This is a genomic window from bacterium, from assembly GCA_035691305.1.
In the GTDB taxonomy this organism is placed as follows: Bacteria; Sysuimicrobiota; Sysuimicrobiia; order Sysuimicrobiales; family Segetimicrobiaceae; genus DASSJF01.
Window position 1 is genome coordinate 1 of the sequence record DASSJF010000032.1, and the last position, 22,763, is coordinate 22,763.

Annotated in this window: 24 protein-coding genes and 1 tRNA gene; 18 read left to right on the forward strand and 7 right to left on the reverse strand. The window is 68.5% G+C overall.

The window, feature by feature from the left end; all coding sequences use genetic code 11:
• The coding region (locus VFL28_05220) for a hemerythrin domain-containing protein (GenBank protein ID HET7264049.1) at positions 1-404 on the forward strand (404 nt) is incomplete at its 5' end.
• A 134-nt stretch (positions 405-538) separates the two neighbouring features.
• Here the strand turns inward: VFL28_05220 and VFL28_05225 are convergent.
• The gene (locus VFL28_05225) at positions 539-736 is read right to left on the reverse strand and encodes a class III signal peptide-containing protein (GenBank protein HET7264050.1); all 198 of its coding nucleotides are present in this window, start codon (positions 734-736) and stop codon (positions 539-541) included.
• Between the two features lie 244 nt (positions 737-980).
• On the opposite strand from VFL28_05225, the gene VFL28_05230 reads away from it, so the two are divergent.
• Both VFL28_05230 and VFL28_05235 read left to right on the forward strand, forming a co-directional pair.
• Positions 981-1,910, forward strand: coding sequence for an AMIN domain-containing protein (locus VFL28_05230; GenBank protein HET7264051.1), 930 nt, complete (start codon positions 981-983; stop codon positions 1,908-1,910).
• 181 nt (positions 1,911-2,091) lie between these two features.
• Positions 2,092-2,991, forward strand: coding sequence for a dihydrodipicolinate synthase family protein (locus VFL28_05235; GenBank protein ID HET7264052.1), 900 nt, complete (start codon positions 2,092-2,094; stop codon positions 2,989-2,991).
• A gap of 15 nt (positions 2,992-3,006) precedes the next feature.
• Here the strand turns inward: VFL28_05235 and VFL28_05240 are convergent, their stop codons facing one another.
• Complete coding sequence (locus VFL28_05240; GenBank protein ID HET7264053.1) at positions 3,007-3,909, reverse strand: LCP family protein; 903 nt, start codon at positions 3,907-3,909, stop codon at positions 3,007-3,009.
• Positions 3,910-4,165: 256 nt separating this feature from the next.
• On the opposite strand from VFL28_05240, the gene VFL28_05245 reads away from it, so the two are divergent.
• A tRNA-Glu gene (locus VFL28_05245) sits at positions 4,166-4,241 on the forward strand.
• Positions 4,242-4,250: 9 nt separating this feature from the next.
• On the opposite strand, the gene VFL28_05250 is transcribed toward VFL28_05245, so the two are convergent.
• Together VFL28_05250 and VFL28_05255 are read right to left on the reverse strand one after the other, a co-directional pair.
• Positions 4,251-5,342: a glycosyltransferase family 2 protein gene (locus VFL28_05250; GenBank protein ID HET7264054.1), complete on the reverse strand. Its 1,092-nt coding sequence runs from the start codon at positions 5,340-5,342 to the stop codon at positions 4,251-4,253.
• Positions 5,343-5,509: 167 nt separating this feature from the next.
• Positions 5,510-5,806, reverse strand: coding sequence for a hypothetical protein (locus VFL28_05255; GenBank protein HET7264055.1), 297 nt, complete (start codon positions 5,804-5,806; stop codon positions 5,510-5,512).
• Between the two features lie 182 nt (positions 5,807-5,988).
• On the opposite strand from VFL28_05255, the gene VFL28_05260 reads away from it, so the two are divergent.
• The gene (locus VFL28_05260) at positions 5,989-6,891 is read left to right on the forward strand and encodes a M23 family metallopeptidase (protein ID HET7264056.1); all 903 of its coding nucleotides are present in this window, start codon (positions 5,989-5,991) and stop codon (positions 6,889-6,891) included.
• Between the two features lie 69 nt (positions 6,892-6,960).
• Here VFL28_05260 and VFL28_05265 read toward each other — a convergent pair whose 3' ends face one another.
• Both VFL28_05265 and VFL28_05270 read right to left on the reverse strand, forming a co-directional pair.
• Positions 6,961-8,613: a thiamine pyrophosphate-dependent enzyme gene (locus tag VFL28_05265; protein ID HET7264057.1), complete on the reverse strand. Its 1,653-nt coding sequence runs from the start codon at positions 8,611-8,613 to the stop codon at positions 6,961-6,963.
• 4 nt (positions 8,614-8,617) lie between these two features.
• Positions 8,618-9,307, reverse strand: coding sequence for an RraA family protein (locus tag VFL28_05270; protein HET7264058.1), 690 nt, complete (start codon positions 9,305-9,307; stop codon positions 8,618-8,620).
• Between the two features lie 87 nt (positions 9,308-9,394).
• On the opposite strand from VFL28_05270, the gene VFL28_05275 reads away from it, so the two are divergent.
• The 13 genes from VFL28_05275 to VFL28_05335 all read left to right on the forward strand — a co-directional run bounded on the left by VFL28_05275 (position 9,395) and on the right by VFL28_05335 (position 20,977).
• Positions 9,395-10,606: an MFS transporter gene (locus VFL28_05275; GenBank protein HET7264059.1), complete on the forward strand. Its 1,212-nt coding sequence runs from the start codon at positions 9,395-9,397 to the stop codon at positions 10,604-10,606.
• A 130-nt stretch (positions 10,607-10,736) separates the two neighbouring features.
• Positions 10,737-12,500: a Rieske (2Fe-2S) protein gene (locus tag VFL28_05280; GenBank protein ID HET7264060.1), complete on the forward strand. Its 1,764-nt coding sequence runs from the start codon at positions 10,737-10,739 to the stop codon at positions 12,498-12,500.
• Between the two features lie 103 nt (positions 12,501-12,603).
• Positions 12,604-13,062 carry a hypothetical protein gene (locus VFL28_05285; GenBank protein ID HET7264061.1) on the forward strand — a complete coding sequence of 153 codons (459 nt, stop codon included), beginning with the start codon at positions 12,604-12,606 and terminating at the stop codon, positions 13,060-13,062.
• Between the two features lie 42 nt (positions 13,063-13,104).
• A complete protein-coding gene (locus VFL28_05290; protein ID HET7264062.1) occupies positions 13,105-13,509 on the forward strand; it encodes a DUF2231 domain-containing protein in 405 nt (134 codons plus the stop codon).
• 59 nt (positions 13,510-13,568) lie between these two features.
• Positions 13,569-16,025, forward strand: coding sequence for a leucine--tRNA ligase (leuS, locus tag VFL28_05295; protein ID HET7264063.1), 2,457 nt, complete (start codon positions 13,569-13,571; stop codon positions 16,023-16,025).
• A 107-nt stretch (positions 16,026-16,132) separates the two neighbouring features.
• The gene (locus VFL28_05300) at positions 16,133-16,765 is read left to right on the forward strand and encodes a sigma-70 family RNA polymerase sigma factor (GenBank protein HET7264064.1); all 633 of its coding nucleotides are present in this window, start codon (positions 16,133-16,135) and stop codon (positions 16,763-16,765) included.
• Positions 16,762-17,313: a zf-HC2 domain-containing protein gene (locus VFL28_05305; GenBank protein ID HET7264065.1), complete on the forward strand. Its 552-nt coding sequence runs from the start codon at positions 16,762-16,764 to the stop codon at positions 17,311-17,313. The genes VFL28_05300 and VFL28_05305 overlap by 4 nt, the downstream gene beginning before the upstream one ends.
• Positions 17,310-18,677, forward strand: a complete 1,368-nt coding sequence (locus VFL28_05310) for a sigma-E factor regulatory protein RseB domain-containing protein (GenBank protein ID HET7264066.1) — start codon at positions 17,310-17,312, stop codon at positions 18,675-18,677. Before VFL28_05305 ends, VFL28_05310 begins: the two co-directional genes overlap by 4 nt.
• A gap of 25 nt (positions 18,678-18,702) precedes the next feature.
• Positions 18,703-19,602 carry a DUF5666 domain-containing protein gene (locus VFL28_05315; protein ID HET7264067.1) on the forward strand — a complete coding sequence of 300 codons (900 nt, stop codon included), beginning with the start codon at positions 18,703-18,705 and terminating at the stop codon, positions 19,600-19,602.
• 94 nt (positions 19,603-19,696) lie between these two features.
• A complete protein-coding gene (locus VFL28_05320; protein ID HET7264068.1) occupies positions 19,697-19,957 on the forward strand; it encodes a CopG family transcriptional regulator in 261 nt (86 codons plus the stop codon).
• Positions 19,941-20,363: a PIN domain-containing protein gene (locus VFL28_05325; GenBank protein HET7264069.1), complete on the forward strand. Its 423-nt coding sequence runs from the start codon at positions 19,941-19,943 to the stop codon at positions 20,361-20,363. Before VFL28_05320 ends, VFL28_05325 begins: the two co-directional genes overlap by 17 nt.
• Before the next feature lie 73 nt (positions 20,364-20,436).
• Positions 20,437-20,652, forward strand: coding sequence for a hypothetical protein (locus VFL28_05330; GenBank protein HET7264070.1), 216 nt, complete (start codon positions 20,437-20,439; stop codon positions 20,650-20,652).
• A gap of 10 nt (positions 20,653-20,662) precedes the next feature.
• The gene (locus VFL28_05335) at positions 20,663-20,977 is read left to right on the forward strand and encodes a MazG nucleotide pyrophosphohydrolase domain-containing protein (protein HET7264071.1); all 315 of its coding nucleotides are present in this window, start codon (positions 20,663-20,665) and stop codon (positions 20,975-20,977) included.
• A gap of 25 nt (positions 20,978-21,002) precedes the next feature.
• Here the strand turns inward: VFL28_05335 and VFL28_05340 are convergent.
• A partial coding sequence (locus tag VFL28_05340) for an LAGLIDADG family homing endonuclease (protein HET7264072.1) occupies positions 21,003-22,763 on the reverse strand: 1,761 nt, incomplete at its 5' end.

A 22,763-nucleotide genomic window follows, 5' to 3' on the forward strand; every position in this document is an offset into this window, starting at 1 on the left:
ACGCTGAAATCCGCTACCTCGAGGCCGCGCTTTCGGATATGCAGTCGATCGACGATATTCAGGCAAGTATCGCGGTCTTTGCCGCCGGGGTCCAATCTCACTCGAACCTGGAGGACACGCTGCTCTTCGTCAGCCTGGAGCGGCAGCTCGGCGCCGAGAATGGAGTCGTCCAGAGCATGCGCCGAATGCACGCGGACATTGAGGCGGCGTTCGAGCGTCTCCCGGGGGCGACGGAGCCCGATGTCGCACGCGAGACCGCGGCGGGCGCGGTAGCATTGGCGCGCGAGCACTTCTCGGCCGAAGAAGAGGTGTGTTTCCCCCTGGCCGAGGACACTCTGTCTGAGCAGCAATTGGCACGCCTCGGCGGCGCCTGGGCGGAGCGCCGGGGGATCGGCGACGTCTGATTCGCTCGGTCGAAAAGGCACGGGCTCGTCGATGTGCGCCGTGAACGCGTCGTCATCCAGCATCCCACAGCCGGCGCAACAGAAAACGGGCCGGGATCGGGCCCGGCCCGTTGTTCGCTACCGCGTGACTCGGTTTACGGTGGGTTCTGCGCCCCCATCCACGAACTGATCGAGGAAATCGCGCCGCTGAGGACCCCCTGCAGCGCGAGTGCGGCCACGATCAGGAACAGTACCACCCCTAGGATCAACAGGACGTACTCGACCGTACCCTGACCGCGCTCGTTGCGATGAAGGCCGGCCGCGAGCCACGCCAGCACAAACCACCCCGGCATTTGTCGGTCACCTCCCCCGGCGATGTGCAACCTGCCAAACTACTATGCTGCCGCACCGTCGAACCGACCATCGTTCCGATGGGGTAGCCTCCGGCCGTCTTTTGGAGGAACATCCAGCCCTCACAAGGCGTACGTGAACCGGACTGCGGCGGCTGCGGAGCACCGTATCGGCGTAGCGCGCCAAGAGTTTGCGGCGGCGCGGCGAATTCTCCACGTCGACGGCAGCGCGCCAGGGGGGAAGGGCATGAGACGGCTCGGCGGCACCCGGATTGTCCGTGTCGGCATCGCGGCCGCCGTCTGCGCTCTGCTCACGATCGCGGGAAGGCCGAGCGGCGCCGTATCCGCGGAACCCGCGACCGTGACGGGTGTCACGACCAGAACAGAAGGACGCGAGCTTCAAGTGGTCATCCGGGCCTCGGCGCCTGTGCGCTACCAGGTGCAACCGGTTCGGCCGGACTGGATCGTGGTCGACATTCTTAACGCGCGGCTCGGGCTGCCGGCGGGTACCGCGCACCCGGCGGAAGGCGTGATTCGCCGAATTCGGGTCGGGCAGTTCACCCCGGACGTGGTGCGGGTCGTCGTGGAATGCGCCACGCCCGCTCGCTTTCACGTCGTCGCGGCCGACGACGAAAATGCGGTGATCGTGGCTATTCCGGAGGCGGTCCAAAAGCCGGCCGTCGGCGCCCCGGCCGCTCCGCCGGAGCAGCCGGGCGGGGCGATGCTCGTCGTTCCCGGCCGGAGCATCGGACCCATTCGTCTCGGAATGAAGGTGCAGGACGTCGTAGCGGTACTCGGCCCCGCCAAAGAGACCGCGGCGCGGCCGGGTGTCGGTACCGACTATACGTGGTATGCGGCCCCCGCGGGCTCCGGCCTGGGCGTCCGGGCGACGGATGGGGGAGTCGTGCGACAGATCTGGGTCCTCAACGACGGCGCGTACCGGACGCGGGAAGGCCTGCATGCCGGCAGCGCAGAGGCCGACATCAGCGCCGCCCTCGGCGCCCCCTCCTGGACGGTTGCGGTCACGTCTCAGGAAAAGGCCACGACCCTCATGTACGATGCGCTCGGCGTGTGGTTCGGCATCCGGCCGAGCCCGACCGCGTCCGACCGCAACGTGGTGTTTCGCATCGATGTGATGGAGCCGTCGTCCACCGGCCCGCCGCGAACCGGCCCGTAGCGCCGCCGCGGCGGCGCGGCCTGCGCGATGCCCGGCCGCTCGCCCGTTCCGCCGGTCAACCGTTCGCCCGAGTCCAAATTACGCTCTCCGTCGGATAGCCCCGCCGCGCCGCGGCCCGTACGATACGATAAAGGACGACAGGCGCCGCCTGCGCGAAGCGGGGCGCCCTGAGGAGGCACGCGTGGAGCCGCCGCCGGTTTCGATGAGAGGTATCTTCCCGCCGATTCCGACGCCGTTCGACGCGGCCGGCGAGCTCGACCTCAAGGCGCTGGCGTCCAACTTCCACCGGTGGAATACGTTCCCGCTCGCCGGGTACGCGGTGTTGGGCACGAACGGTGAGATGCCGTACCTCAGCGACGCGGAGAAGCTCGCGTACTTCGAAGCGGCGCGGGCGCTCATCCCCGCCGGGAAGCTCTTCCTGGCGGGTTGCGGGTGCGAGTCGACGCACAGCACCATGGCCCTGGTCAAGAAGGCAGCGGCGCTTGGGGCCGACGTCGCGCTGCTGATCAACCCGAGCTACTACAAGTCCAAGATGGACGCCGCCGCGCTCACCGACTACTACCGGCGGGTGGCCGACGCGTCGCCGATTCCGGTCAGCATTTACAACATGCCCGCCAACACGATGGTGGATCTGCCGGCCGACCTGGTCATCGCGCTGTCAGCGCATCCCAATATCGCCGCGGTCAAGGACAGCAGCGGGAACCTCTCCAAGCTTGGAGAGATCATCAGGAACAGCCGTCCCGGATTCCAGGCGCTAGCCGGGTCCGCGGGGTTCCTGTATCCGGCCGTCGCGCTCGGCGCCGTCGGAGGCGTTCTCGCGCTGGCCAACATCGCGCCGCAGCAGTGCTGCGACCTCCTGACCCTCGCGGCGCGGGAAAAGCACGCGGACGCCAAGGCGCTTCAACTGCGCCTGATTGCGCCGAACACGGCGGTAACCGCGCGCTTCGGCGTGGCCGGGCTCAAGGCGGCGATGGACATGGCGGGCCTGTACGGGGGCAACCCGCGCAGCCCGCTGCAACCGCTCTCGGCCGGCCAGCGAGATGTCCTCCGCGGGATCCTGACCGAAGCGGAGATCGTCTAGGCCGCGGCTCTTCGGCTACGGTTTCGGGTCCGGAAGCACGCCGGTCAGGAGCCACCGCACTTTCGCCCGGAGATCGCCGGGGTCCGGGATCCAAAAGTCGAGGCGCTGCCGCGCCAGTGTGTCGTAGAGGACGGCCGGGCGGCCGTCGATCGATTCCGTGCTGATCTGCTCGGGCTTGAGCGGCTGCACGCGCTGCAGCCAGCCCAGGACCTGCGAGCTGGTGAGGTCGGTTTCAACGTCGGCGTGCGCGGTTTGAATGATCTCCGGCATGTGGATCACGACGCTCGGCTTGTGCGTTTGGGCCACAGCGGCGCGCAGGAACAGCTGCTGGCGGCGGATGCGGCCGATGTCGCCGTCTTTGTCGTGGCGGAAGCGCAGATACTGCTCCGCGTGCGCGCCGTCGAGCACCTGGTAGCCGGGATACAGGTTGATGTACAGACCCTGCAGGCGATCCGTATAGACCATCCGCTTCTCGACGTTGATCGGGACGCCGCCGATGAGGTCGACGATGTGGCGCATCGCCGGCAGGCTGAAGACGACGTAGTGGGCGATCGGGACGTTGAGCAGCCGCACGGTCGCCGCGCGCGCCCGGCCTATGCCGCCCGTAGCGTAAGCGTGCACCAGTTTGGTGTTGCTGATGCCCGGCAATGACACGTTGATGTCGCGGGGGATGCCGAGGATGCGCACCTTGTGGTGAGTGTCGTCCCAATGGATGACTTCGATTGTGTCGGTGCGCATCTTGTCTTGGGTCAGTCCCACCACGAGGAAGCGCGCGTCGCCCCGCGGGATGGCCGTCGGCTGGAGCCCCGAGGCCGGCGCCTGCGTGGACGGCCGGGGCGGGATCCGGGGGATAAACAGCACGGCCAGCAAGACGAGAAGGGCCGCGAGACGGACAGACCACTGCGCGAGAGTTTTCACTGGTGTGTGGTCACGGTGAACGATGTCCTGATTCGCTCGTCGTGAGTTCGCCTGCCTGCTCCCGATACCCTGCGCCCGTCTACAACGTATCATCCGCGCCGGCTCGCCGGGTTTCTCGCCGGCGGCGCACCGACGACCGGCGGGGGTACGCGATTTAGAACGCGGCACGCCCGGCCGAGTGACTGAGCGTGCGGCCGGCGCGATACGTGCGGTTGCCCCTCTGTTCGTCGGTTGGTATACTCTGATTCGGTCGAACGGCCCCATCGTCTAGAGGCCTAGGACGCGGCCCTCTCAAGGCTGAAACGGGGATTCGAATTCCCCTGGGGCCACCAATACCGATACTAGTCGACGGAGACGCGCGCGATCGGCTGTCGCGGCGTGGTCCACGTCCACGCGCCATTCATTCGGAAGTTCCAGATTGCCGCCGCACCGATTCCAATCACGTTCGAGATGAGGTACGGCGTGCCCGCCGTCGTCAGCGCGAAGAGCAGACCGAGCTGAACCGCCGAGGACACGCCCGTCACCACCCAGTACCGCAGGTATCGTCCTGCACGCATGGGCGCCGACGTCGACCGGCGGTCTTGCCACGTGAAAGCGTCGTTCAACAAGAAGTTAGAAGTCGTGGCGATCACGGTCCCGGCCGTCCCCGCCAGAAAATAGTGAATACCGCGGGTAGTAAGACCCCAGAGAACTCCCATGTTGACGAGCGCGCCGACAGACCCGACGAGACAGAACCGCAAGAACCGCAAGTCCTCGGGTTGAACCGCGAGGAGACGCAGGAGGTGCGCCAGGTACTCGCCTTGTTGGCGGAGCGTCAACTTGCTTGTTCCCCCGCCCCGGGCGCGAAACGTGTACGGCACCTCGGTGACACGCCGCAGGGGGGCACGGACGAGGATCTCAAGGAGGATCTTGTAGCCGACCGGCTGGAGTGCGATCCCTCGTACTGCTTCTCGGCGCACCACGAAAAACCCCGACATCGGATCGGCGACCAGCCGGGCCCGTCGAAGCAGCGCGCGGGCGAGGTGCGTGGCCACCTGCGACGCCAGGCGCCGGACAGCCGAAAACGCCTCGTAACCGCCGCCTCGGACGTTGCGGCTGGCGACGACAAGATCCGCGCCGGTACGCTCCAGAGCCTCAACGAGCGACGGAACGACCTCCGGCGGATGCTGAAGGTCCGCGTCGAGAACGCAGACCGCGTCACTCTCGGCGCGCCGGAATCCCTCTACCACGGCCGTTGCCAGTCCCCCGCGGATCTCGCGGTGCACGAGCACGATGTTGGGGTGCCCTACCGCCAGGCGGGCTATCTCGTCGTCGGTTCCGTCGGTGCTGTCGTCAACAAAGATCAACTCGTGCGACACGCGTCCGAGCGCGCGTTCGAGACGCTCGACGAGATGTGGCACGTTCTCGCGCTCATTGTAGGTGGGAACGATCACGGAGAGCCGCATACGTCCTCAACGGACTAGTACCGGAACGCGTCCGAAGCGTGCATCGCTTGATTGGACGGTGCCGGAATATCTTTCGAACGAGCCGGGCGCAAGCCTTTCCGAGGCTCAACGTAACTTCTCGCCGCTCGCGCTTCAGTTCGTAGGGCGATCGTCGTTCAGCGTCGTTTACGCCCCTGCTTCATGCGCTCCCACAGGCGCCGCGCCTCGTCGAGCAGCCCGTCGGCGATATACAGCTGAAGGCCCCGCGCCGACACCGAGTCCCCGAGGGCGGCCTCCAGCTCGACGGTGGTGCGGATCACGCGGTGCTCGTTGCCGCCCATACGCTTGAGCCAGCTCGCTTCAGCTTCGTCGCGATACGTGACCTTCGCCGGATCCCACTCATCCCAATAGTTGAAGTCCGTGAGATGCAGCTCTCCGGCTAGGGCTGTGGCCTTGAAGAAGCGGTCCGCCAACTCGCTCGATCTCCTAACCGACTTCTTCCCGCCGGGCGCCGGGTGGGCCTGCCCGCGCGACTGCCTCATCCGGAAATGACTCAAAATCGACGTTCGACAGGAGCGATCGGGCCGCGCCCGAAGGGTGGACGCGTAACGGGAACAAATCGCCTATCATTCTGTCGAGTCGAAGGAGCCGGAACGTGAACTTACGAGACCGCGCGGCCCGACACTGGGCAGGTGTGATCGCCGGTGCCGCGGCGGCGGTGCTCGTCGCCGGTCCGCTACCGTCCCGCGCGGCGGGCGCCGCGGAGCCGGTCGTCATCATGCCGGCCGCGCCGGTGCAGGGCGACACCCTTGCGATTCTCGTGCGTGCGACGTTGGGCTCCACGGTCGCCGTCCGTTTCAACGGAAGCCCAATCCAGGCCTTTGCGGAGGGTGAAGGGACGTGGCGCGCGCTGCGCGGCACGGATCCCGATACGCCGCCCGGGACCTATCCGGTCGACGTCGTGATTACGGCCCCGGGTGGCGGCGTCGATACGCTGCGGCGGAGCGTCCGGATCGGGCCGGCGCAGTTCCCGGAGCGCCATCTCACGCTGCCGCCGAGCACGACGGCGTTGATCACCCCCAAGAATCTGGCGATCGAGCGCGCCGCGTTGAACTCCGTGCTCGGGCGTCGCACGCCGGAGACACTCTGGCACGGACCGTTTCGGATGCCGGTGACCGGACAGATCGATTCACCCTACGGGGAGATGGGTTTCTATAATGGGGTCCGCGAATGGTGGCACCAGGGCGTCGACTTCCCGGCGCCGGCGGGCGCTCCGGTCGCCGCGGCGAACGGCGGCGCGGTCGCGCTCGCGCGGGCGCTGCCGCTGGGCGGCAACACGGTCGTCCTCGATCACGGACAGGGCGTTCTAACGGAGTACCTGCACCTGTCGGCGCTGCTCGTGCACCCCGGCCAGCGCGTCGCGCAGGGCGAGCCGATCGGCCGCATTGGGGCGACCGGCCTCGTCACCGGCCCCAGCCTGCACTGGGGTCTGTACGCGGACGGCCACTGGGTCAATCCGCTGTTCTGGACGACGGCGCGGCCTGGTCTGACCGAGTAACACACGTTCGGAAGCGCTGCCTCGCGGACGCTTCCGCGAGTTAGGATAGGCGGCGATGGTCGCGAACGCTCACGTCTCTTCGCGCACCAGGACGTCCAGGAGGCGCGGCTCCGCCGCGGGCTCCGCGAGCGTTTCCCGCAGCTCGCCGGGCTCGTTGACGACCCGTGAGGCGACCCCGAAACCGCGCGCGACCGCCGAGATGTCGATCACCGGCTCGTCGAGATCCATTCCTACGAGCCGTTCCCGGCGCACGCTGCCGCCTTTGTACGACCGCATGCCGGACTTGAGGACTTCGTACGCCCGGTTGTCGACGACGAACACCGTCACGGGGATGTGGTAGCGCGCCGCGGTCCAAAGCGCCTGGACCGTGTACATGAGCGACCCGTCGCCGATGGTGCAGACGACGTGCCGGTCCGGCCACGCCATCTGTGCGCCGAGGGCGGCCGGTAGCCCCAGACCGAGCGAGCCGGCCGCGATCCCGAAGTAGGACCGTTCGGTGCGCAGCGGCAGATAGCGGTCGACGATGCGGGCGGCCGTCACGGCCTCATCGACGATCGTCGTCGCCTCCGTCATCGTCTCGCCGAGAATGCGGTAGGCGCAGGCGGCCGACATCCGCTCGCCCGCCTTGGGCGGCGTCGCCGCCTGCCGCCAGCGTTCCTCACGCCGCGCGCGTTCCTCTGCCACGGCGCGGCGCCGCTGCTCCGCGCCCGCCGCGCGCCCGTCGGTGCCGAGCCGCGCCGCGAGCCGATCCGCCACCTCCGTCAGCGTGGCGCCGACGTGGCCGACCGCGCCGATCGTCGGGATGACGTTCTTGCCGAGCTCCCACGGATCGGGATCGATGTGCACCACCGTCGTTCGCGCGGCGAGATGTACCGGCGGCGTGTACAGCAGTCCGGCGAACTTCCGGGCGCCGGCGAGCACCACTGCGTCGGCCGCGCCGATCTCCGCCTGCAGCTCGGGCAGCGCGAGCCCCGCCATCCCGAGGTATTGCGGATGGTCCGTTGGGAAAGCGGACCGTGTCGGCAGTCGCTCGCCGTAAACCCGCGCGCCCGTCGCCTCCGCGATGCGGACCAGCGCCGCGCGCGCCCCGGCGCCGGCCGCGCCGCCGCCGACGATGACCACCGGGTCGCGGGCCCCGGCGAGCGCCGCCGCGATGCGATCGAGCACGGCGGGCGACGGCATCGTGTCGGGCTCGACCTCAAACCATGGCGCCGGCCCCGGCACTTCTCCGTCGAGGCAGTCCATCGGCAGGCCGAGGAAAACGGGGCCCGTGGGAGGCGCCGCGGCGGTCTTGAACGCGCGGGCAAGCGCTACCGGCACGTCCTCCGGTGCGCGCGCTTCGTACGACCACTTCGTGTACGGTGAGGCGAGCCGCGCGAGATCGCTCCACAGCGACGGCTCCTGCAACATCATGCGTGTGTCGACCTGGCCGGCGGTGACGACCACCGGCACCTTGGCGCGGTACGCGTTGAAGATATTGCCGAGGCCGTTGGCGAGACCGGGCGTGATGTGTAGATTGACGAAGGCGGGCTCCCCGGTCGCCTGCGCGTAGCCGTAGGCCATCCCGACCGGAATCGCATCCTGCAGCGCGAGCACGTACCGGATGTCCGGGTAGTCCGCGAACATCTCCATGAAGTTCAGTTCGGTCGTACCGGGGTTGCCGAAGACGTGGCGCACGCCGCGGGCGCGCAGCATCTCGAACATCGCGACCTTGGCCAGCATGCGCCTATTTCCGCTTCAGGTAGATTGCTTCGAGGCCCTCGCGGGTGAAGTCGGGCCGGCGGCAGTACGCCAGAATCTCCTGCTCCGACCGGTTGATCCGCTCCACCGCGTCGTCGAGCCGTCCCGCGATCTCGTCGGGAATCGACAGCACCCCGTGCCGGTCCGCGTGCAGCAGATCGCCCGGCCGCACGGCGAGGCCGTCGACCTCCACCGGTACCCGGACGTCCACCAGGTGCACGTAGGCGCGGGAGACGACCGTGCTCCCGGCGAAAAAGTGGAAGCGCAGCGCGCGTACCTCGTCGAGATCGCGCACACCGCCGTTCGTCACGGTGCCGACGCAGCCCAGCGCGTAGTGGATGTTGCTCTGTACCTCGCCCCAAAAGGCGCCGATGCCGGGCGGATCGTCGAGATCCTGGATCACCACGATTCTGGGCGCGGGCACCTCTTCGATCGCGCGCCACAGCGCCGCGCGCCGCGCGGTCGCATCCGGCGGCGGCGCGGTCGCGGCCCGGCACGTCGCGGTCACCGCGTACCCCACCATGGGCCCGAGATCCGGAAACAGGCAGCGGATCTGCCCGCGGGTGAAGCCGGTGTTCTTCGGACGGACGTTGAAGGTTTCGATCGCGTTGGACAGCGTCGGCGTCGTGTACGTCCGCAGCCTCGCGAGAGCGTCGGGTCCGAGCGGTTGGCGCATTCGTGCCTCCGTGTCGCGCGTGGTGGGTGCCCGCAGAAGTTCTGGCGGCCGGACGTTGGAACCTTCCCGGGCGCGGAGGCGGCGGTGATGGCGCAGTGGCAGAAAAACTTGTACGCGCTGTGGGCCGCCCAGTTCGTCTCGATGATCGGCCTCACGCTCGTGGTGCCGTTCATGCCGCTGTATATCGGAACGCTCGGCGTGCATCGTCTCGAGGACGTCGAGCGCTGGAGCGGGGTTCTCTTTGCCGCGCCGTTTCTGACCCAGACGTTGATCGCGCCGCTGTGGGGCGTCCTCGGCGACCGCTACGGCCGCAAGATCATGGTGATCCGGGCGCTGACCGGCATCGGCTTTACGAACATGCTCGCCGCCGCGGTCGGGGCGGTGTGGCAGCTGCTCGCGCTGCGCGTGGTCCAGGGCGGGGTGAGCGGCTTTGTCGCCGCGACGAACGCCCTCGTCTCCTCGTCGATCCCCCGCGACCGGCTCGGCACGGCGATGGGGGTGCTGCAGAGTTCGCTCACCGCGGGCGGCATCATCGGGCCGCTGATCGGGGGCGCCCTCGCCGACGCGATAGGGTTCCGCGGGGTCTTCGTGATCACCGGCCTCATGTGCTGGGGCGGTACCGCGGTTGTCCTAATTGCGACGAAAGAGGCGGCCCGCTCGCCGGCCCGCGAGGGCGGCCCCGGCGTACGAGACAATCTCGCGTACTTCCTCGGCTCGCCGGCGCTGCGCCCCGTGGGGCTGCTCCTCTGCACCAGCAACCTGGCCGTAATGGCGGTGGAGCCGATCTTTCCGGTGTTCGTGCAGACGCTCGGCGTGCCCGTGCCCCGCGTCGCGACCGTGGCCGGGGTGCTGTTCTCCGTGACCGGGTTCGCGTCGATGGCCGGCGCCGCGATGTGGGGCCGCATCTCCGATCGTCTCGGCGAGGGCCGCGTGCTCACGATGGTGCTGTGGGGGGCGTGTGTCGCGTACGCCGCCCAGGCAGCCGTGCGGGGGCCGGTCACGCTGTTCATCCTGCGTGCCGCGCTCGGGCTCGCCGTCGGCGGACTCATGCCGCCGCTCTACGCGATCGTGGCGCGCCGCGCGCCCGCCGAGCGGCTCGGAGGTATCATGGGACTGACGAGCAGCGCGATTATGATCGGTAATCTTGTGGGCCCGATCGCGGGCGGGATGTTCGCGGCGGCCGCCGGTATCCGCCCGGTGTTCGTCGCGTCCGCAGCGGCGCTGGGCGTCGCCGCGCTCGCGACGCGGGGGCTCGTGCCGGCGATTGCGGAGCCCGCTCCGGCTCCGGGCGCCGAGTGACCCCCTGGCCGAACGGACGGCGCCGCGCTGCGCGCCGGAACGGGGCGGCACGCCGGCTGTGGTGATGCAATAAGGCGGGGTGATGCGTATGGACGGGGTGAAGGCGATGAAGACGACGGCCTCGCGCTGGATGCGCGCCGCACGCGCCGACGACGTCCGGCGCACCGGCCGGCTGGCCGTTCAGCTGGACGGCCACGCCGTGGCGCTCTTCGTGTCAGACAGACGAGTCTACGCGATCGATAACCGCTGCCCCCACATGGGGTTTCCGCTCGACCGCGGCAGCGTCGCCGACGGGATCCTGACCTGTCACTGGCACCACGCCCGGTTCGATCTCGCCGGCGGCGGCACGTTCGACCAGTTTGCCGACGACGTGAGATCGTATCCCGTTGAGATCCGCGGCGATGAAATATACGTCGACCTCGCGCCGCGCGGCGATCCGCGCGCGCATCACCGGCGCCGGCTCCGCGACGGACTGGAGCGCGACATCCCCCTCGTGATCGCGAAGGCGTCGCTCGTGCTCGGCGCCGACGACGCCGGCGCCGTGGAGGCGGTCCGGATCGGCGTCGAGTTTGGGACGCGGTATCGCGGCGCGGGGTGGGGTCAGGGACTCACCATGCTGACCTGCTACGCCAACTTGCTGCCGCACCTCGACGAGGCCGACCGCTCCTGGGCACTGTACCAGGGCCTGAGCGCGGTGGCGCGCGATACGGCCGGCGCGGCTCCGCGCTTCGTGCTGGCGCCGCTGCCGGACGAGGCGGCCGGGATAGACCGGCTGACCGCCTGGTTCCGGCGCTTCGTCGAGGTCCGGGACGCCGAGGGCGCCGAGCGCTGCGTCGTCTCCGCGGTGCGTGAGGGCGCGGACGCGGCGGCGCTCGCGCGCATGTTGTTCGCGGCGGCCACGGACCACCGGTTTATTCAGACGGGGCACGTGCTCGACTTCACCAACAAAGCGTTCGAAGCGCTCGACATCGCGGGATGGGACCGCGCCGAAGGGGTACTCGCCAGCCTCGCGACGGCCTACGCCACAGCCGATCGGATGGAGGAGTCCAACGAGTGGCGGCATCCCGTCGACCTCGTGGCGATCGTGGAAGCGGCGGCCGATGTCCTTCCGGCGGCGCTCGAAGCCGGGCGACGGCGGAGGAACGGTGAAGGCGTCGGTGCAGCGCCGAGTGGCGAGGGTCGCGACCGCAGCGAAATGATCTCCGTGTTGCTGGGCGAGGACCCGCAGGCGATCGCCGACGCGCTCCTCGACGCCCTGCGCCGGGGATCCACGCCGGCGGACGCGGCCGCGGACGTCGTGTATGCCGCCGCGCTCCGCATCGCGCGGTTCCCCCAGTCGAACGAGTTCGGCGACTGGGACACCGCGCTGCACACGTTCACCTTCGCGAACGCGGTGCATCAGGGCCTCCGCCGCATCGGAGTCGCGACCGGTTCGGAGCCCCTTGCGCGTGGCGTTTTTGACGCCGCGATGAGCGTCTACCTCGACCGGTTCCTGAACGTCCCGCCCGCCCGGCTGCCGGACCCGGATCCCGGGGCGCCGGCCGGTCCGGAACTGTTGGCCGGTCTCGCCGCCGCGCTCGACCGTCAGCAGCAGGTGGCGCCGGCCGCCCGCCTGGTTGCGACGTACCTCGCCCGGGAGAACGCCGCCGCGCCGCTCGTGGCGATCCTCGGGCGTCTGCTCGTTCGTGAAGACAGAAACTTCCATACTATACAGATGCTCGAGGCGGCAGTCCGCCAGTATGCGGAGCTGTGGCGGGCGGAGGCGGGCGCCCACATGCTCGTGGCCGCGGCCAGATACCTCGCCGCTCATGCCCCCACCGTCCGGGCGCAGGGGCAGACCTTCGAGATCGCCCGGCGGCTCCACCGCGGCGAGCGCCTCTTCGAAGAGGAATAAGCCGTCGAACGGTATACTGTTGTTACAATTGCTCCGGATGATGGCGGGGACGCCGGCGCGCCCAGGGGCCGGCGACCTTTGAACTCGTAAAGGGGGCGAGAGCGTGAAGGGATGGGGCACCGGAGTACTTGTCGTCTGTTTCGTGGCGCTCGCGACGCTGCCGTCGAGCGGCGCGATGATGGGGACGGATCTCGTCGGCTCGATCAAAACGCAGCTCAAGACCGCCACGTTCCACGCTGGCGAACTAGCGCAAAAGGGCGCGATCGCCGCGACCCAGTTGCACATGCAACACACCATCAACTGCCTCGAAGGCCCGACGGGTCCGCACTTCGTTCAGGCGGTCGGCTATCCGTGTCAGGGACAGGGCAAAGGGATCATGCCGGACCTGAAGACGGCCGTCTCGCGCATGGTTCCCGGCGCGCAGGCGGCGTGGAACGACGCGAACATCGCGTTGACCCTTGCGATGCAGGCGAAGGGCATGACCGACGTGGCGCAGGCCCAGCCCTGGGCCAAGGTGGTCGCCGAGCATCTCGCCAAGGCGTCCGACGAACTCGGGCAATAGTTCCATAGACGTGCTTTTACCGCGAGGGGTGGATCGGCCGGCGTGCTGATCCACCCTTTCGTCGTTCATTTCCCGATCGCGCTCTGGCTCACCGCCGCATTTTTCGACGTCCTCGCCTGGCGGCAGCCGGACCGTCCCGTCTTCCGTGAGGCTGCGTACTGGCTGATCGGCATCGGCGCGCTCGGCGGCCTCGTCAGCATCGCGGCCGGCTGGATGGATCTGCTGAATCTGGAAGCGCAGGGGGTGGGGACCGGCGTCCTCACCCGGCACTGGACACACAGCATGAGCGCGTACCTCGCGACGGCGGTGTTCCTCGGTATCTTCACCTGGCGCTGGCGTACCGGGAACCCTCCGCTGCCTCCCTGGGCGCTGTACCTCACCGTGGGGGCGGCGCTCCTGGTTGCTGCGACCGGCTATCTCGGCGGCGACATCCGTCAGGTGATGTAGCCCGCGGGCGCCTTTTCGGGTAAGATGAGAGAACGCCCCGGAACCCCCGAGGCACGACCATGACCGATCCCTACGATCCGAAAGCCATAGAAGGCAAGTGGCAGGCCCGCTGGGAGGCGGACGGGTTGTACCGCGTCCGCGACGACGCCTCCCGGCCGAAGTACTACTTTGTGACGATGTACCCGTACCCAAGCGGCGACCTCCACATCGGGCACTGGTACGCGATGACGCCGTCCGACGCGCGGGCGCGGTACCAGCGCATGCGCGGCCACAACGTCCTCTTCCCGATGGGCTTCGATGCCTTCGGGCTGCCGGCCGAGAACGCGGCGATCAGTCACGGCATCCACCCCTACAAGTGGACGATCGCGAACATCGAGCGGATGCGCGGGCAGTTGCGCTCGATGGGCGCGATGTTCGACTGGTCGCGCGAAGTGGTCACGTGCCTGCCGGAGTACTACGTTTGGAACCAGTGGTTCTTCCTCAAGTTCTACGAGGCCGGCCTGGCGTACCGGGCGATGGCGCCGGTCGACTGGTGCCCGCACTGCAACACGACGCTCGCGCGCGAGCAGGTCGTCGGCGCGGAGCGGGTCTGCGAGCGGTGCGGCACGCCGGTAATCAAGAAGGACCTCGAGCAGTGGTTCTTCCGGATCACGAAGTACGCGGACCAGCTGCTCGATTTCAGCAAGATGCGGTGGCCGGAGCGCGTCGAGACGCTGCAGCGCAACTGGATCGGCCGAAGCGAAGGCGCGGAGATCGTCTACGCGAGCGAGCAGGGCGATGCGATCACCGTGTTTACGACGCGCCCGGACACGCTGTTCGGCGCGACGTTCCTCGTCCTGGCGCCGGAGCACCCGCTGGTCGAGAAGCTCACGACCCCCGAGCACCGGGCCGCGGTGTCGGTCTACGTGCACCGCGCGCGCCGGCAGACCGAGATCGAGCGCCTCGCCGAGGACCGCGAGAAGACCGGCGTCTTCATCGGCGCCTACGCGCGGCACCCGCTGACGAACGCGCCGATACCGATCTACATCGGCGATTACGTGCTGCTCTCGTACGGCACCGGCGCGATTCACGCGGTCCCGGCGCACGACACGCGCGACTGGGTGTTCGCGAAGAAGTACCGGCTGCCGACGCCCACGGTCATCGCGCCGCCCGACTGGGACGGCAAGCCGCTCGCCGAGGCGTACACCGGCGAGGGCACGATGGTGAACTCCGGGTCCTTCGACGGGCTGCCGAGCGACGAGGGCCGCCGCCGCGTGACGGAGGCCCTGGAGCGGGCGGGCCGCGGCCGCGCCGCGGTGACGTACCGGCTGCGCGACTGGTTGATCAGCCGCCAGCGCTACTGGGGCACGCCCATTCCGATCATCTACTGTCCGTCCTGCGGCACCGTGCCCGTGCCGCGCGACGATCTGCCGGTGCTGCTGCCCGAGGACGCGGAGTTTCTGCCGACCGGCGAGTCGCCGCTCAAGTACCACGAGAAATTCCGCAAGACCACGTGCCCGAAGTGCGGCGGGCCGGCCGAGCGCGAGATCGACACGATGGACACGTTCGTCGATTCGTCGTGGTATCAGTACCGGTACCTGAGCCCCCACGATCCGGCGCGGCCGTTCGATCCCGAGGGCGGACGGCGCTGGCTGCCGGTCGACCAGTACACCGGCGGTATCGAGCACGCCGTGCTGCATCTGATGTACACGCGGTTCTTCACGAAGGCGATGCGCGACCTCGGGCTCGCTTGGTTCGACGAGCCGATGCTCCGGCTGTTCAACCAGGGCATCATCCTCGGCCCCGACGGCAATCGGATGAGCAAGTCGCGCGGCAACGTCGTGAACCCCGACGACTACGTGGGCACGGTGGGCGCGGACACGGTGCGGGCGTATCTGATGTTCATCGGGCCGTGGGACGGCGGCGGGCCGTGGAATCCCCGCGGCATCGAGGGAGTCCACCGGTTCCTGCACCGCGTCTGGCATCTCGTGCTGGAGACCGGCGAGGCGTCCGCGCGTCCGGACGGTACGGGCAACGGCAGCGACGTGGCCGCGGAGGTTCGCCGCGCGACCCACCAAACGCTCAAGCGGGTGACCGACGATCTCGAAGGGTTCCGGTTCAACACCGCGCTCGCGGCGTTGATGAGCTACACGAACCGGCTCTCCGAGTTGCGCGCGCAGGGCGGGCCGGCCACGGGCGAGTGGAGCGGGGCGCTGCGGACGCTCGTCCTGATGCTGGCGCCGATCACGCCGCACGTCGCGGAGGAGCTCTGGGCCCGGCTCGGGGGCGCGTACAGCGTGCATCAGCAGCCGTGGCCGGCGTGGGACCCCGCCGCGGTGCGCGAAGACACGGTCACGGTGGTGCTGCAGGTCAACGGCCGCGTGCGCGACCGCATCAGCGTCCCGGCCGGCCTCGACGAGGCGCGGTTGCGCGACGTCGCGCTGGAGAGTGAACGGGTCCGCAAGTTCACGGACGGCAAGGCCGTTCAGGATGTCATCGTCGTCCCCGGCAAGCTGGTCAACGTCGTCGCCAGGTAGGGGCCAATCTACCGCACGCCAGCCGGCCGTCGTGCCGGGCGGGACCTCGGCGGGGGCGGTGATCCGAAACTTTCCGCCGCGTTTGCTCGTTACACCGGGTAATGAGCGTGACCAGCGAAACCGCCGCCGCCGTGGCGATTATGGCCCCGCCGCCTGAGGCCGTGAAGGCGCCCGCCTACACGGCGGAGGAGCTCGCCCGCTACGACGGGATCGTCCAGCGCTATGCGCGGCATGTCTACAACATCGCGTACCGGATGACCGGCAACGAGGCCGACGCCCGCGATCTCTCACAGGAGGCCTTCCTCCGTGTGTACCGCGCGCTGCGGCGTGTGCAGCCGGGCGCCCCGCTCGAGAGCTGGCTGTACCGCATCGTCAGCAATCTATACATCGACCTGCTGCGCCGGCGTCCGAAGGCCCGGGTCGAGTCGCTCGACGCGCCGATCGACACGCCGCGCGGCGAGCTGACCCGCGAGTTTCCCGACGCCGCCGCCAACCCCGAGGCCGTCTTCGAGCGGGGGCACATCGACGGGGCGATCCAGCAGGCGCTCGCCGTGCTGAGCCCCGACCTTCGCATGGTCGTCGTCCTCAGCGACATCGAAGGCTTCGCCTACGAAGAGATCGCGGCGATGCTGCGCGTGCCGCTCGGCACCGTGAAGTCGCGGCTGCACCGCGCGCGGCAGGTGCTTCAAGTGCGCCTGCGCCCGTACGTCGAGGCGCGCCGGCGGGGGTGGCAGCCGTGAACCACCATCGCGCGGGACGCCTGCTGTCGGCCTATATCGATTCCGAGTTGACGGCCGCGGAGATGCGGGCGGTGCATGCGCATCTGCTCGACTGCGCCGTCTGCCGCGAGGCCTACGAGAACCTGCGCGCCGCCCGGGAGCTGCTCGGCGGGCTGCCCGCGGCCGAGCCGCCCGACGAGTGCTGGGCGGCGATCCGGAACCCCGCGACGCGCGGGGCATCCGCCGGCTTCGAAGGGACCGCCTGGCTGCGCGCCGTGCGGGCGGTCCTCGAACACTTCGCGCCTCGCGGCATCACGGTGCGCCGGCCCGCCTGGGCGCTCGCCGCGGTCCTCATCGTGATGGCGCTGGCGGCGATCCCGCTCGTCAAGGGCACGGTGGACCGCCTGCACGCGACCGAGATCGGCGTCGATCTGTACGTGCACGATCATGCGATGCAGATGGGCACGGCGCCGCTGGTCGACCGCGCGTACGTCGGACTGGTCGCCGGCGACGCGGAGCTCGTGCTCGCGGGTGAGACGCCGCGTCCGGTCGGGGACGGCGTCCGATGACGCGGTTCGTCCCGAAGGCGATGACCGCCGGGCTCGTGCTGCTGATCGCCGGCGCCGCGCTCGGCGCGCCGCTCACGCCGCCCTCGCCGTCCGTCTCCGCCGCGCCCGCGGCCCCGCGGGCGATCCTCAAGATGGCGCTCGACGCGCCCCGCCTGATCGACTACGAAGGCACGAAGATCATCACGGCGCTGCGCAACGGCCGGATGGAGACGGTCACCGTCGCGGAGTCGCACAAGCGGCCGAACCTGCTGCGGCTCGAATACCTCTCGCCGGAGGACGTGGCCGGCCGGCTGATCATCGACGACGGCACGACCGCGCGGCACTACGAGCCGGCCCTCAACATGCTCTTCGAAGACCGCAGCATCCAGGACGCCGGCGGGCCGGCCGCGCTCACGCTGCTGACGCGGAACTACGACATCCTCCTGCTCGGCACCGACGAGGTGATCGGGCGGCAGGCCTACGTGTTGTCGCTCACGCCGCACGGCGCCGGGGTGCAGCGCCAGCTCTGGGTCGACCGGTTGACCGGGACGGTGCTGCGCTCCGAGGATCGCGACGCGTCGCGGGGTCTCGTGCTCGCGACGTACTTTTCCAGGATCAGCTTCAGCCTGAACCTCCCGGCGGCGTACTTCCGGTACCGGCCGCCGGCCGGGGCGCGCACCGTCTCGCTGCAGACGCTGGCGGGCGGCACCCTGAACCCGGCGGAGCTGCAGGCGCAGGTGGGCTTCCCCGTGCTCGTCCCGCCGGCGCTGCCGGAGGGCTACACGTTCCGGGGCGGCGCGGTCAGCCGGTTCGGCAGCCTCACCTCGGCGTACCTGCGCTACAGCGACGGAGGGAACATCATCTCGTTCTTCGAGGCGCCCGCCGGGTCGATCGGGTGGCCCACCGCCGGGCAGCCGGTGCGCGTGCAGTCGCAACCGGGGCGCTTCATCGACCTCGGTTACTTCCGCGTCCTCATCTGGGAGCAGCACGGCCTCCGGATCACCGCGGTCGGCACCGCGCCGTCGGATACGCTGATGCTGGTCGCCGGGCAGCTGGTCGCCGGCCGCGAGCAGGCCCTCGTGACGGACGTGTCGCGGCGGACCGCGGCCGATCCCGAGACGGTACGGCGCCTCCGCGGTGAGGGCCTGACGTTTCCCGAGATCGCGCGCACGTTCGCGATCGCGCACGCGCTCGGGACGAGCGTCGATACCACGGTGCGCTTCGTTCACGGGAGCCTCTCGGTCACCGACCTCGCGGCGCAGCTGGGTATGCGGCCGGACGCACTCCGCGCCGCGGTCCGGCGCGCGGTGGACACCGCGTCGATGACGCCGACGCTCCCGGCGACCGCCCCCTCCGCCGTCCCCGCGGGCCTCACCCCGCCCTAAGCCGATGCGTCGTGCCGCGTGGCTGATGGCGGCCGTACTCGCCTGCGCGATCGCCGCCGCGGCGCCCTCGACGTTCGTCGGCGTGCCGCGGGCGCGCGGCGCGGCCGCGGTCCCCGCTGCGCTCCCCCGGGGGTGGGCGCGGGTCAGTCTCGCCGGGACGCTCGTCTCGGCGTCACCGGCCACCGGGCTCATGTCGGTCGCGGCGGTCGCGCCGAGCAAAGCCGAAGTGTTCGAAGGCGGCTCCGCCTGGCGGACGCTTTCCCTGTACGGCAAGCACTTCGTTCGCGTGCTGCCGCAGTCGGTGATGACCGACAGCGCGTCGAGGCCGATCGGGTGGGAGGCGCTCAGGGGCGGCGATCACATCGAGATCTGGGGCGTGATGAACCCGGGCGAGGAGATCATGGCGCTCGCCATGGTGTTCTCGACGCCCCAGGGGGCGAAACCCGCCGTGCCGGCCGGCCCCGCCGGTCACGTCGCGGGCGTGGTGACAGGCCGTTCGGGCTCGACGATCGATGTCGTGACCGATGCCGGAACGCGGCACGCCGTCTTGCTGACCGCGGCCACGCAGGTGCGGGCGGAAGGCCCCGCCGCGGCGTCGTCTGTGTCCCCGTTTGACGTGGTGCAGGTCGACGGGGCCGTGAATTCGGACGGCAGCGTCGTGGCCTCGCATGTGACCGTCCAGTTCGTCTCGTCGCAGGGCGCGCAGGTCTCGGGACCGATCGAGGCGGTGCGCCGCGACGTCGGCGGCCTCCTCGTCGGCGGGACCATGGTGTGCACATCCGCGCAGACGTACTTCGTCCAGGGCGCATCACGACTGTGGATCGCTCAGATCGCGGCGGGGCGTCCCGTTACCGTCTACGGCCTTCCGATTCTTGCCGGCAAGACACTCGTCGGGCTCGCCGCCCGCGTCGTCGCGGTTCGGTAGAAGAAAGAAGCCCGAAGTTCCGTCGATGTCCACTTGACTCTCGATAGATGTCATGATATCGATATCTTGACATCTATTCGGGAGCCAAGTCCAAATGAAGTCACGTACTCTCATTTACCTCGATCCAGCCGACTTGGAGGTACTGAGGTCCGAAGCGAGAAGCCAAGGCATCTCGCTTGCCGAGTTAATGCGCCGTCTAGTGCGTGAGCACGTCAAAGATAGCAGCCCGGGCGAGAAGCCCGGCACCGACGCCTTCATGAAGCTCGTGGGCCTTGGCTCAAGCGACCGCGCGGACATTTCTGAGCGCCACGATGCTTATATTGCCGAGGCGTTGAAGCGTGAGCATTCTCGTTGACACGGGTGCGTGGTACGCGCTTGCCGACACCGCCGACCGTCACCATTTGGAAGCTCGGCGTTTCTACACGCAACGAATCCCTCGCGACACGCTCGTCACGACCGATCTAATCATTGCGGAGACCTGGAGTCTGCTCCACGCGCACCTCGGGCGAAGACAGGCCCTGGAATTTTGGGGCGCCCTGCGCGATACCCAAATAGCCATCCTCAACGCGCTTGCCGTTGACGTCGAGGCGGCGTGGCGAATTATCCAGGCGTTTCCCGATCAAACCTTTAGTTTTGTCGACTGCGCAACGTTTGCCATTATGGAACGCGTCGGTATTCGTGATGCCTTCGCATTCGATTCGCATTTTCTCGTTTATCGCTACGGTCCCGATCGACAGAGGGCGCTTCGGCGGTGCCCTTAGGCTTTTGACCCGATCGATTGCTTGGCTATACTCGTGATGCAAATCGCGGAGCCGGTTGGCTGAGGAGGGCACGATGGCAAAGAAGGGCGTGGAGTACCGCGTGGTCTGGGTGCAGGACCGACCGGAGTCGGTTCAAGATGAGTTGAACCGCGCCGCGAGGGAGGGCTTCAAGTTCTCCGGCACAACCGCGAACGCCGTCATCATGGAGCGCAAGATCAAGGCCAAGGACCAGAACGGCGACGGCGGCGGCGGCGAGGAGCGCGACCGAGACGACGAGGACGACGACTGACGCGCCGGCTGTGGACCTCGGCGTTCTGCAGGCTCAGATCGAATCCACCTTCAGCGATCGGGACCGCGCACGAGGCGTCGACGGAACGTTTCGCCGTCTCGTCGAGGAGATCGGTGAAGTCGCGAAGGCGATTCGCGGTGGCGACCGCGCCGCGCTCGCTTCCGAGCTCTCCGACGTGCTGGCCTGGACCCTCAGCGTGGCGGTCCTCTGCGGCGTCGATCTCGACCGGGCGGCCGCACGCTACGCGGCCGGCTGTCCCCGGTGCGGAGCGTCACCGTGCCGGTGTCCGATGGACGCTACTCCGGACCGGCGGCCGTCGCTCTAACTCCGGAGATTCCCCGAGACGACGGTCAGCCGTCGAACAGGGGAAGCTGAGCCGGTTCCGGTTCGGGTTCAAGGTAGCGTCTTGTCTGAATCCCGTACTGCTTCTTCGCCGCGTCGACGACCTCGTGGATCCCGGCGCGATAATTGTCCGGCGCGTACTTCCCGCGATACATTCGTAGGTAGCGCGGCACAAGCGCAGGATGGCTCGCTCCCAGAAATTGGAAGAACGCGTCCCTCGTCACGTCCCCGAGATGGAGCACAATCCCGCTCACGAAATCCGCGCCGTGCGCGCGGGCTTCGCGCACGACCGCGTTGATGTTTGCCCGGCTGTCCGTCAGACCCGGCAGGATCGGCGCCAGCATCACGCCGGCGCGGATCCCGGCCGCGGTAAGCGTCTCGATCGTGCGGAAGCGATGCTCCGGCAGCGCGACGGTCGGCTCGATCTCGCGCGCGACATGCGGGTCGGTCGTTGCGATGCTGATGCACACCGTGATCTTCGCGCGCTTCGCCAGGCCGGCCAGCACGTCGACGTCGTTACAGATGAGCGGCGAGCGTGTGATGATGTTGACCGGCGTCCGAAAGTCGCGGAGTGCTTCTAGGATCCGCCGGGTCAGGCGGTATTTGCCCTCAAGTGCCTGGTATGGATCGGTGGCGGTGCCGAGCGCGACATCTTCACGGCGCCAGGATGGACGCGCAAGCTCCCGGCGGAGCAGCTCCGGCGCGTTTACTTTGACGAAGATCTTGGAACTCCACTCGCCGACACCGTCTTCGTCGAGGAACCAGTGCGTGCGGCGCGCAAAGCAGTTGTGACTGACCATACCGTTAGCGATGAAGTCCCCGGTGCCGGTCGTGATGTCGAAAAGTTCGCGCGCCCCGATGGGCTCTATTGACGCGATCGGGATGCTTGTGTTTTTCAGGGCATGCCCGACGATGTGGCGTTTCGTTGAGATGGCGGGCTCGACCGTTTGGAAAAAGCGCAAACGCTCTCCCAAGCCTCCGCATAGCCGGACGTACGCGATCGGCTTGCCGCGTGCCTCGTCGTACTGTTCTACGACTGACCTGAAGCCCAAGCGCCTCAGGCATCTCTGTATGAACGCAATCATGACTGGATTCGTGGTGGCAATTCGCAGGGAGCCGTTCGTTGTACCCCCTTCGGCGTCGAAGATGCCCGCGAGGAATCCCTTGCACCACCCATCCGGTGGATTGTCCGGCCACGCGATTATCCGCTGAATCATCTCAACCTGTCCGCGCGCGGCGGTGCGAATGCGCACGGCGCGCCACTTTTCAGCGGCCGGCTGGAAACTGAACACCCGTGTCTCAACGGAAACGGCCGTCGGGGACTCGTAAAGTCCCAGGGAACCGTCGCCTCGCACCATCCCGCAGAGGTAGCCGCGCTCGTAGTCCTCGTCTCGCGACGGGCGCGCAGCAAAGGATCCGGTTCCCATCAACCTGCTGTTCACCGTCAAATGCGGACGGCACAAGGGACCTTGCTCCGCCCCAACGACGAACCTCCAGCCCCGGTCGCTTAGGAACCGGTGGTCGCCGCTGGCGATCAGCTCGGTGCCATCAGCCAAGGTAATGCGATACGCTTCCTTGACGGTGCTCCAGCAGGCGAGTACCTTTGTCGGCCGATAGCGACGGTACCGACCTTCTCGGACCGTTCCGAAGATCTCGTCACCCACGGCAATCTTGTGAAGCGATTTCGTTGTGCCGTCGGCCATTAGAATTGGAGTGTCGCCCCAGAGGCAGAAAATGCAGCCGTGCACACACCCCCGATACGGATTGAT

What these genes read in the sequence shown, in the direction of transcription:
- VFL28_05275 (HET7264059.1), top strand. Translation starts at nt 9,395, where the DNA reads ATGGCGCAGTGGCAGAAAAACTTGTACGCGCTGTGGGCCGCCCAGTTC.
- VFL28_05230 (HET7264051.1), top strand. Translation starts at nt 981, where the DNA reads ATGAGACGGCTCGGCGGCACCCGGATTGTCCGTGTCGGCATCGCGGCC.
- VFL28_05270 (HET7264058.1), bottom strand. Translation starts at nt 9,307, where the DNA reads ATGCGCCAACCGCTCGGACCCGACGCTCTCGCGAGGCTGCGGACGTAC.
- VFL28_05280 (HET7264060.1), top strand. Translation starts at nt 10,737, where the DNA reads ATGCGCGCCGCACGCGCCGACGACGTCCGGCGCACCGGCCGGCTGGCC.
- VFL28_05320 (HET7264068.1), top strand. Translation starts at nt 19,697, where the DNA reads ATGAAGTCACGTACTCTCATTTACCTCGATCCAGCCGACTTGGAGGTA.
- VFL28_05330 (HET7264070.1), top strand. Translation starts at nt 20,437, where the DNA reads ATGGCAAAGAAGGGCGTGGAGTACCGCGTGGTCTGGGTGCAGGACCGA.
- VFL28_05265 (HET7264057.1), bottom strand. Translation starts at nt 8,613, where the DNA reads ATGCTGGCCAAGGTCGCGATGTTCGAGATGCTGCGCGCCCGCGGCGTG.
- VFL28_05315 (HET7264067.1), top strand. Translation starts at nt 18,703, where the DNA reads ATGGCGGCCGTACTCGCCTGCGCGATCGCCGCCGCGGCGCCCTCGACG.
- VFL28_05225 (HET7264050.1), bottom strand. Translation starts at nt 736, where the DNA reads ATGCCGGGGTGGTTTGTGCTGGCGTGGCTCGCGGCCGGCCTTCATCGC.
- VFL28_05310 (HET7264066.1), top strand. Translation starts at nt 17,310, where the DNA reads ATGACGCGGTTCGTCCCGAAGGCGATGACCGCCGGGCTCGTGCTGCTG.
- leuS (HET7264063.1), top strand. Translation starts at nt 13,569, where the DNA reads ATGACCGATCCCTACGATCCGAAAGCCATAGAAGGCAAGTGGCAGGCC.